The organism is Mesorhizobium sp. CNPSo 4670 (assembly GCF_057784235.1).
Genome location: NZ_JBWJFQ010000043.1, coordinates 1 through 9,291, shown reverse-complemented (window position 1 = coordinate 9,291; position 9,291 = coordinate 1). Strand labels below are relative to the sequence as shown.

10 protein-coding genes are annotated in these 9,291 nt (G+C 60.8%); 2 read left to right on the top strand and 8 right to left on the bottom strand.

Annotated elements, in window-relative coordinates; genetic code table 11:
- The 7 genes from AC0ZT5_RS34585 to ccoN form a co-directional block, all read right to left on the bottom strand.
- A partial coding sequence (locus AC0ZT5_RS34585) for a heavy-metal-associated domain-containing protein (RefSeq protein WP_488500093.1) occupies nucleotides 1–970 on the bottom strand: 970 nt, incomplete at its 3' end.
- Nucleotides 967–1,482 carry a FixH family protein gene (locus AC0ZT5_RS34580; protein ID WP_488500092.1) on the bottom strand — a complete coding sequence of 172 codons (516 nt, stop codon included), beginning with the start codon at nucleotides 1,480–1,482 and terminating at the stop codon, nucleotides 967–969. The genes AC0ZT5_RS34580 and AC0ZT5_RS34585, both read right to left, overlap by 4 nt.
- Nucleotides 1,479–3,038 (bottom strand): cytochrome c oxidase accessory protein CcoG, encoded by a 1,560-nt coding sequence (gene ccoG, locus AC0ZT5_RS34575; protein WP_488500091.1) that lies wholly within the window; start codon nucleotides 3,036–3,038, stop codon nucleotides 1,479–1,481. Before ccoG ends, AC0ZT5_RS34580 begins: the two co-directional genes overlap by 4 nt.
- A gap of 178 nt (nucleotides 3,039–3,216) precedes the next feature.
- The gene (gene ccoP / locus AC0ZT5_RS34570) at nucleotides 3,217–4,080 is read right to left on the bottom strand and encodes a cytochrome-c oxidase, cbb3-type subunit III (protein ID WP_488500090.1); all 864 of its coding nucleotides are present in this window, start codon (nucleotides 4,078–4,080) and stop codon (nucleotides 3,217–3,219) included.
- Nucleotides 4,081–4,082: 2 nt separating this feature from the next.
- The gene (locus tag AC0ZT5_RS34565) at nucleotides 4,083–4,232 is read right to left on the bottom strand and encodes a cbb3-type cytochrome c oxidase subunit 3 (RefSeq protein WP_488500089.1); all 150 of its coding nucleotides are present in this window, start codon (nucleotides 4,230–4,232) and stop codon (nucleotides 4,083–4,085) included.
- Nucleotides 4,233–4,245: 13 nt separating this feature from the next.
- Nucleotides 4,246–4,977, bottom strand: a complete 732-nt coding sequence (gene ccoO, locus AC0ZT5_RS34560) for a cytochrome-c oxidase, cbb3-type subunit II (protein WP_488500088.1) — start codon at nucleotides 4,975–4,977, stop codon at nucleotides 4,246–4,248.
- Entirely contained in the window at nucleotides 4,968–6,599 is a 1,632-nt protein-coding gene (gene ccoN, locus AC0ZT5_RS34555) for a cytochrome-c oxidase, cbb3-type subunit I (protein WP_488500087.1), read from the bottom strand. The genes ccoO and ccoN overlap by 10 nt, the downstream gene beginning before the upstream one ends.
- Before the next feature lie 978 nt (nucleotides 6,600–7,577).
- Between ccoN and AC0ZT5_RS34550 the strand changes: the two genes are divergently transcribed.
- On the top strand, nucleotides 7,578–7,805 hold the full coding sequence (locus AC0ZT5_RS34550) for a hypothetical protein (RefSeq protein WP_488500086.1): 228 nt from the start codon (nucleotides 7,578–7,580) through the stop codon (nucleotides 7,803–7,805).
- Nucleotides 7,806–8,426: 621 nt separating this feature from the next.
- Here AC0ZT5_RS34550 and AC0ZT5_RS34545 read toward each other — a convergent pair.
- Entirely contained in the window at nucleotides 8,427–8,783 is a 357-nt protein-coding gene (locus AC0ZT5_RS34545; protein ID WP_488481543.1) for a hypothetical protein, read from the bottom strand.
- 280 nt (nucleotides 8,784–9,063) lie between these two features.
- Between AC0ZT5_RS34545 and AC0ZT5_RS34540 the strand changes: the two genes are divergently transcribed.
- The coding region (locus AC0ZT5_RS34540) for a transposase (protein ID WP_488497990.1) at nucleotides 9,064–9,291 on the top strand (228 nt) is incomplete at its 3' end.

Here is a 9,291-nt window from a genome sequence, read left to right as displayed (position 1 = left end):
GATTGAGCGTACCGGCCTGAACCCGTTCCCCCGACGCCACGGTTTTCGGCGTGCTCTCGCCGGAAACCAGCGAGCAGTCGAGATCCGACGCCCCCTGAACGATCTTGCCGTCGACGGGTATCCTTTCGCCGGCTGCGATCAGCAGCAGCATGCCTGGTTCGATCTCGCCAACCGGCAGGTAATCGCGTGCACCATCGCTGCGCAGGACCATGGCGCCACGCGCGGCGAGCTGCGACAGGCCTTTCACGGCGGTGCGGGCACGTTCCCGCATGACATGATCCAGCGTACGGCCGATCAACAGGAAGAACAGCAGCGACACCGCCGCATCGAAATAGGCGTGATCGCCATGGTTGATCGTCTCATAGAGGCTCATGGCGTAGGCGAGCGACACCCCGACCGCGATGGGCACGTCCATGTTCATGCGGCCGTGGCGCAACGCATTCCAGGCCGAGCGGAAGAAGATGCCGCCGGCAAAGGCGAGGGCCGGAATGGCGATTAGCGCCGACAGCCAATGAAACAAATCCCGCGTCGGACCCTCCGCACCGGACCACACCGACACCGACAGCAGCATAATGTTGCCGGCCGCGAAGCCTGCCACCGCGACGGCGCGGATCAACTCCGAAAACGTTTTGTCCTTCTCGTGAATTTCCGGGTCGAATAGGTGCGCCTGATAGCCGAGCCGACCGAGCACGGCAAAGAATGGCGGGACGCTGTCTCCGTGCCAGCGAATCGACACGCGCTTCGTCGACAGGTTGACGCGAGCGGACTCAACGTTCTCGACCCTGCCGAGCGCAGCCTCGATCGCTTGGATGCAAGCGCCGCAATGGACCGTCGGCACCGACAGGTCGGTCTGGTGAATGTCGCTGCCCAGGGAGCGGCTGGCCAGCTTGATCTCGTCGCTCGACGGCGATGAGGACGCCGGGGCGGCGACCTCCAACGCCATTCCGCCGCCCGGCGCGCAGCAGCTCATTGCAGGCCTCCTTTCGAAACCATGACGCGGCGAACGTCACGAAACGGCGACGTCAGTCCGGCGTCGGCATCGATCTCGAGGATCCAGACGCCATCCTTCGGCGTGTGCCGGGCGGCAAACTCCTGCGTGTTCCCAGGCGCACCGCCGGCCGATGCGACAAGTGTCACGGCTTCGTCCTCGGCTTCGTAAGCCGGGTGGCGGAACAGCATCCTGACGCCATGCAACGGCACCGGCTTGCCCCGGCTGTCGACAAGCCGGTAGCGTACCTCGCCCGAGGCGATGCTTAGCTTGCCTGTCCAGCCTAGTGCGGCTTGTGCCCTTCCCTTCCTCGCTTCCTCGTTGAAATGCTGGCTGGCGACATAGGTGTTCTCAACGACCAACCCGGTCCAACTCTTCCGGGCGAGCGTGGCCAACATAACGTTGACCCCGATCACGACGGTGAAGAAGACAAGAATGGAGATCAGCATATGCCGTCCCGTGAACTCGCGCGGCTTTCGCATTTCGGCGCTCATCTGCTGTTCTCCGGCGCGTTGAAACTGGCGGTGTATTCGGCGGATTCGGAACTCGCCTTGTCGACGATCCGAAATTGGAAACTCTGCACCGGCTCCTTGATGCGGTCCGCGGGTTGCCTAACGAAGATCTTGAGCATCTTCAGCCGGTCGGGTTCGACAGCGATCGAGAACGAGCAACTTGGCCGCTGGTCGAGGCCGACGATGCTCATCTCAGCGCCCTCGAGACCTTGTAGCGCGACATCGATCGTTCTCGGCTGGGCTATCATGTTGAGCAGCTTGACCGTGTAGCCGTTGCGGATCGAGCCGTCCGAGAGTGTCACGAACTGCGGGTTGCGATCATGCAGCACATTCAGCTCAAGCCGCTCGCGCGTCAGCAGAGAATGGGCGAGCACCAGGCCGATGGCCGACAATGCGCCGAGATAGACATAGGTGCGCAAGCGAAAGATCTTGCCCAGATGAAAATGCGCCAGGCCGTCGACGAAAGCGCCACTCGTTGTTCTTACCAGCGATGGATTGACTGAACTTGTCCCACCCGCGGTCGCCACCGCCATGTTGGCGTTGTAGTCGGCCAGCGTTGCATAGGAGATCAGCCCGCGTTCCCGGCCGAGCTTGTCCATGACGCTGTCACAGGCGTCGATGCACAGCGCGCAGGTGATGCATTCCAGCTGCTGGCCGTCACGGATGTCGATGCCCATTGGGCAGACGGCGACGCAGGCATTGCAATCGACGCAGTCGCCGACCGATTGCCCGATGGTCGAGGCCTTTTTGGCATGTCTTGAACGCGGCTCGCCGCGCCAGTCATTATACGTCACCGTCAGCGAATTCTCGTCGAGCATGGCGGCCTGGATGCGCGGCCACGGGCACATGTAGGTGCAGACCTGTTCCCGCATCAGCCCGCCGAACGTGTAGGTGGTCGCCGTCAGCACGGCGATGGTCACATAAGCCACCGGTGCCGCGCTGCCATCGAAGACGTTGCCGATCAGCGTCGGCGCATCGGCAAAATAAAAGATCCAGGCGCCGCCGGTGGCTGCCGCTATGACCAGCCAGATGGCATGTTTGGATATACGCAGCACCAGCTTGCGTGCCGTCCATGGCCCGGCGTCGAGCTTGATGCGGGCGTTGCGATCGCCTTCGATCGCGCGCTCTACCACTAGGAACAAGTCGACCCAGACGGTCTGCGGGCAGGTGTAGCCGCACCAGGCTCGGCCGACCGTCGATGTGATCAGGAAAAGGCCGACGCCCGCCATCATCAGCAGGCCGGCGACGTAGTAGAACTCCTGTGGCCAGATTTCGATGAAGAAGAAATAGAAGCGACGGTTGGCAAGATCGAGCAGCACTGCCTGGTCGGGCGCGAACGCGCCGCGATCCCACCGCAGCCACGGCGTCAGGTAATAGATACCGAGCGTGATCGCCATCACCAGCCATTTGAACTGGCGGAAACGGCCAGGGGCGCGTTTCGGAAAGATCTTCTTGCGCGCGGCGTAAAGCGGCTGTCGTGTCTTTGCGGAATTGACCGCTTCGGCTTTCAGCCGTCCTATCTGCTTGTTGTCAAGCACGAGAAGCTCCAGTCACAAGCGACGATTTCGCGGCCGACGCCGACCATGGTTCTGGCCGCCGTGGGGCAAGGTTTGCCGCCATTGCACACAGCATCCCGCCGGTTATCGCAATGGTCGAGGCCCGGCGTGAGCCGGGCCTCGTCGCTTGGCGCGGGGAGGGTCGAGAATAGGCCGCCGCCTATTCTCCGCCGCCAAGCGAATGGACATAGACAGCCAATTCCTTGACCTTGATCTCGCCGAGACGCTCGATCCAGGCCGGCATTACGCCTTGTTTCGGGGTGCGGACCTGGGCGGCGATGGCCGTCTCGCCCGGTCCGTAGAGCCAGATTGCATCGGTCAAATCGGGTGCGCCTAACTCCTTGTCACCCTTTGCATTCTCACCATGACAAGCGATGCAGTTGTCCGCGAAGACCTTGGCGCCAGGCTCGACCATGCTGGCGTCTTTGACCGGTCCCGACAAGCTCGCCACATAGGCGCTGACCTGAGTGATCTGCTCAGCCGTAATGATGTCGCCAAAAGCGGGCATTTCCGACACGCGCGTATCCGGGTCTGTCGTGAAGCGCACGCCGTGTGAAATCGTCTGCTGGATTTGCTCGACCTTGCCGCCCCACAGCCAATCGTCGTCATTGAGATTGGGAAAACCCTTCGACCCTTGCGCGCCGGAGCCGTGGCACTGCACGCAATTGACCCGGAACGCCGCAAAGCCGGCAGCGACGGCGAATTCGCGCAATGTGTCGTCGGCCGCAATTTCCGAAGCGGTTTTGGACTGTATCGCCGCGATATATTCGGCCTGGGCGGACTCTGCCGCCGCCAGCTCGTTCTTGACCGCGTTGCGGCTGGAAAAGCCCAGAACGCCCTTGGTGGCGGAGCTCAGCATCGGCCAGGCGGGATACGCGATGGTGTAGCCGATCGCCCATGCGATGGTGACGTAGAAGGTGAACACCCACCAGCGCGGAAGGGGGTTGTTGAGTTCCCTGATGCCGTCCCATTCATGACCGGTGGTCGAGATGCCCGACATATCATCGATATACTGTGTGCTCATGATCAGTCGTCTTTGAAGGGGATGCGCGCGACTTCATCAGCCTGGCTGAAACCGCTCGGTCGGAGCGCGAAGGCGACGCATCCGGCAAAGAAGAGCACCATGGCGAGCAGGCCCCAGCTGTCGGCGAATTCGCGCGTCAAATTGTAATCCATCGGTTGTTTCTCCTCAGCGGTAGCCAGTGGCTTCGTCGTAGTTCTTGAAATCGACGAGCGTGCCGAGCATCTGCAGATAGGCGACGAGGGCGTCCATCTCGGTTACCTGCTGCGGATTGCCGTCGAAGTCGCCGATCCTGGCTTTCGGGTAGCGGGCCTCAAGGCCCGATGTGTCGGCATTGGGATCAGCCTGTGCCATCAGATCGGCGTTGGCGTGCGAGATCATGTCATCGGTGTATGGGACGCCAACGCGCTTGCTGGCGACGAGCTGCGTAGAAAAGTCCTTCACCTCGATCAGCGTGTCAGCCAGGAAGGCGTAGCGCGGCATGATTGATTCCGGCACGACGGAACGCGGGTCAGTAAGGTGCTGGACGTGCCACGCGTTGGAGTAACGGTCGCCGACACGCGCGAGATCCGGTCCGGTGCGTTTGGACCCCCACTGGAACGGGTGGTCGTACATCGACTCCGCCGCCAGGCTGTAATGGCCGTAGCGCTCCACCTCGTCGCGGAACGGCCTGATCATCTGGCTGTGGCAGAGGTAGCATCCCTCGCGCACGTAGATGTTGCGTCCTGCAAGTTCGAGCGGCGAGTAAGGCCGCATGCCCTCCACCTTCTCGATCGTGTTGTCGAGATAGAAGAGCGGCGCGATCTCGACGATGCCGCCGACGGTCACGACCAGCAGGGATCCGACAAGAAGCAGCGTGGCGTTCTTCTCGATGGTCGCGTGCCTGTCCATCAAGCCCATTTTCTGGCTCCTGATTGCGCAGGCTCGAGGGCGGGCGCGGAGCCCGGCATCGGATCCTCCTCGCGTTGGTAGCCGCGAATGGTCATGCCGATGTTCCAGGCCATGATCAGGGCGCCGGAGAGGTACATGACCCCGCCGATGGCGCGCATGACATAGTAGGGGTGCATGGCGGCCACGGTTTCGGCGAAGGAGTAGACCAGGAAGCCCTGCTCGTCGTATTCGCGCCACATCAAGCCCTGCATGATGCCGGACACCCACATGACAGCGGCGTAGACAACGATGCCAAGCGTCGCCAGCCAGAAGTGCCATGTGACAAGCCGCAGCGAATAGAGCCGCTCGCGGTTCCACAGCTTGGGCACCATGTAGTAGATCGCGCCGAACGAGATCATGCCGACCCAGCCAAGCGCGCCGGAGTGCACGTGGCCGATGGTCCAGTCGGTGTAATGACTCAGCGAGTTGACCGTCTTGATCGACATGACCGGACCCTCGAAGGTCGACATGCCGTAGAAGGCGACTGCCGCAACCATCATGCGGATGATCGGATCGGTGCGGATCTTGTCCCAGGCGCCCGACAGCGTCATCAGGCCGTTGATCATGCCGCCCCAGGAGGGCATCCACAGCATGATCGAGAACACCATCCCCAGCGTCTGCGCCCAATCGGGCAAGGCGGTGTAGTGAAGATGATGCGGGCCGGCCCAGATGTAGAGGAAGATAAGCGCCCAGAAGTGGATGATCGAAAGGCGGTAGGAATAGACCGGCCGATTCGCCTGCTTGGGTACGAAGTAATACATCATGCCGAGGAAACCGGCGGTCAGGAAGAAGCCAACGGCGTTGTGGCCGTACCACCACTGCGTCAGCGCATCCTGGACACCGGAAAAGGCCGAGTAGCTCTTCGATCCCAGGAATGACGCCGGCATCGACAGGTTGTTGACGACATGCAGCATCGCGATGGTGACGATGAAGGAGAGATAGAACCAGTTGGCGACGTAGATGTGAGGTTCCTTGCGCTTCAAAATGGTGCCAAGGAACAGGATGAGATACGCGACCCAGACGATCGTCAGCCAGATGTCGACATACCATTCCGGCTCGGCATACTCGCGGCCTTCGGTGATGCCGAGCAGATAGCCGGTCGCGGCCATGACGATGAAGAGCTGATAGCCCCAGAACACGAACCAGGCGAGATTGCCGCCAAAGAGGCGCGCGCGCGAGGTGCGCTGGACCACGTACATGGACGTGCAGAGCAGCGCGTTGCCGCCGAAAGCGAAGATGACGCCCGATGTGTGCAGCGGCCGCAGGCGGCCGAAATTGAACCAGGGCTGGATGTTGAGATCGGGATAAGCAAGCTGCAGCGCGATGATCACGCCGACCAGCATGCCAACGACGCCCCAGAATACCGTCGCGATGGCGCCATAGCGGATCGGACCATCCATATAGGCGGACGGGTCGACCGGAACGGCCGGCTTGAAATCCGTGTTGCGTAGCAGGATTGCGGTGAAGCCCGTGGCGGCGAAGAACAAAACCCACATGTGCTGCCGAAAAGGTCCGTCCACGCCAAAGCCGGCGGCCACAAGGGCACAAAAGGCAAACAGGCTTAGAAGGACGATCTCTGTGCCGAATTTCATCGCAAGTCCCGATCTGAAAATTTCGGCGGACGCCAAATCCGCAACGCATTGATTGCGCAGTCCCGGCCTGTTTGCCCTGATCCAGATCAGAGCCTCAGGATTTTTGCCTCTAGCAGCTGGCGCTACACTCAAAGTTGGGTATCCGGCTCGGGCAACGCTCTGGCTGCCCTTCCCGGACAACGAGTCGAGCCGCCCCTGCAGCGGAAGGGCTCGTTCGCGCCGAGCAAGTCGGCCGACGCGTGATGCTAACTCCCGACCGCCCTGTATGCAGCCGACCGTCCTGCTGTCCCGCTCACCGACGCCGCAAGTCTCGAAGTATGGCTTGATGCCTTTCACGCAGGGCTCTAGCCTAACGGAGTCCAACTACTTCTGCCTTCGCCGATGAGCACGTCCTTGTCACTTGGAGCTGCGATTGGGGCGATGGTTGTCTGTGACACCGGAGTTCGGCGAGCTGGCCTGGTCCAACTCTTGCGAGGATCCGTGGGCCTTTCGAACCTTCGATTTTATAACCTCCTCAACGGTGTTATCTAAACAACGGTCGATCCGACCAGAGCTACCATCAGAGCTCGCCCCGCCGGCTGCAATGCTCCGACGCGTCCGCCTTGCCTGTCGGTGATCTCGCGGGATTGGAAGGTCGGGAAGATCGGCTGGTCGGATGTTGACCAAGGCGTCATGCATCCCTAGCACGGGAAAGACAATTCTTGCGCTGGATATACGCCTTTGGTGGGTGGCTCCAGACTGACGAAGCGCCACAATGACCAGGCTCGTGGCCTTCGATCCTGTTTTGCTGAAGACTGCCAGGCCAAAACGCTGCGCAGGCATCCGTGACCTACATCGGGATGTCAAAAATTCTCCAAGCCGTCACCCGACAACTTTTTTTAATGACAACCCCTTTCGGCGGGCTCATTTTCGCGTGTCGGCGGGTTCCTCGTCTCCGCCCTCTGTTTCGTTCAGTATCGCAGCCCTAGGAAGGCCCAGATGATCGATCGTCTCAACCTTAACCCAGCCCTCTATCCTAGTGATTTGGAAAGCCTCAAGTCGGTTTTCGACCAGGTTTGCCAGGAGTGCCAGATCCAGCCAGGGTCACCAGAAGCCGAGAACCTTGCCTCTGATCTCGTTGGACTTTTCCAAGACGGAGTTAGCGACGAGACCTGCCTGCTCAGCGTAGCTCGGATGCGGCATCAGAATTTGCGGCGGGCAGGCTGAGCTACCCCATGTATCGCGCTCGAGGAAAGGTCCAAAACGGCTCGTCGCGCGACGGCATACGGTGATCTCCGCGACCTCAGGCGCCGGGAAGAGCGCGACAATCGACCCCGCCTACGATGTGGTCGCGCGGCGACGAGTTAGCCGAGCAGTCGACATCTGTTCGCTGCCGGCCAGCCGCATCCGCGCTACAGGGATTGAAAGCGGCGACGCTACCGTTAGCGCCTACATTTTTCGGGTATTTCGGCGATGCATTCCTCATGACGCTTCAGGGCCTTCGCATTGCGAAGTTCATGTCCGGCTTCGAAACGTCGATGGCGTCCCATAGGTGTGGTCACCATGAGGTCGAGCTCCAGTTCGGCAGTGCACGCAGCGCCTCGGGCCCTAGTACTGGCGCAACGCCTTGATCCATCCACGCCCGCGCATGGGTCTTCCTGCCAACCCAAAACCCATGCGAAATTTTGACAATTCTAATTTCGGCAATCCGACCCCCCACATTTAACATCCACCAATATTTCGAGAGAGGACAAAGAGGCTCTTCGCGGAGATGGTGGCGCCGCTTAGGAGGGGCATCAGCGGAGACCTGGACTTGAGGCCCGTCGGCAGGGCCTAAGCGCAGGGCCGTCAAGCGCCGGGCAGCGAACCCTTCGCCGACATCTCGAAAACATCTAGCAGGATCGCCAGCCCCACGCCGCATGCGGTCAGGATGAGCCCCGCCATAAAGATGCGGTTAGCGCGCTCGTAAATGGGTCGGCGCAGCGAACTCATGTCGAGCAGCATGGACAGCGCCCGCATCTGCAACGCGATGCCGACCAGTATCGGCAGAACGGCAACCAGGTCGTAAAATCCCCACGGCATGGGATTGGCAGCCCAATGCGTGACGAAGCCGAGCGAAAAGGCAAGCAAGATCCCTACGACGGTGATGGTACCGTTGCGAAAAATCGTCTCGATCTGCTCTTTCTCCGGATCGTTCTCGTCCAACGGCCTCCCTCCATCAGCCGCAGCAGGTGTATGCGCGGTTATGATTCAGCTCTCGCCAGTCCCTGTACATCGCCGCCGATTAAGTCAAGACCGAGGACCCAGCGCCTGGCGTCGCTGCCGTCGCTCTCCTCGCCGGCGTCGTCACCCTCTTCGTCCATACCTCTAGCTGGTAGCGCAGTCGGTGCTTGATCGAGAAGCGGTCTTTATGTCCTAAGGCTTGTTGAGATTCGGGATTCCCCCTGAGCCTGGATTGTGATTCAAGCTTTGGATGGAACGATTTGTGCTGACGGACGCCCAATGGGCGAAGATGGAACCGCATTGCCTGGGTAAGCCAAGCGATCCCGGACGAAGTGGCGGTGACAATCGCCGCTTCATCGAAGCCTTGCTTTGGATCGTGCGGACAGGAAGTCCGTGGCGTGACCTTCCAGCCTTCTTCGGGAGCTGGAACACCGTTTTTAAGCGCTACCGCGATTGGGTCAAAGCCGATGTTTTCGTTCGGCTTTTCGAA

What these genes read in the sequence shown, in the direction of transcription:
- AC0ZT5_RS34565 (WP_488500089.1), bottom strand. Translation starts at nt 4,232, where the DNA reads ATGGATTACAATTTGACGCGCGAATTCGCCGACAGCTGGGGCCTGCTC.
- ccoO (WP_488500088.1), bottom strand. Translation starts at nt 4,977, where the DNA reads ATGGGCTTGATGGACAGGCACGCGACCATCGAGAAGAACGCCACGCTG.
- ccoP (WP_488500090.1), bottom strand. Translation starts at nt 4,080, where the DNA reads ATGAGCACACAGTATATCGATGATATGTCGGGCATCTCGACCACCGGT.
- AC0ZT5_RS34550 (WP_488500086.1), top strand. Translation starts at nt 7,578, where the DNA reads ATGATCGATCGTCTCAACCTTAACCCAGCCCTCTATCCTAGTGATTTG.
- ccoN (WP_488500087.1), bottom strand. Translation starts at nt 6,599, where the DNA reads ATGAAATTCGGCACAGAGATCGTCCTTCTAAGCCTGTTTGCCTTTTGT.
- AC0ZT5_RS34580 (WP_488500092.1), bottom strand. Translation starts at nt 1,482, where the DNA reads ATGAGCGCCGAAATGCGAAAGCCGCGCGAGTTCACGGGACGGCATATG.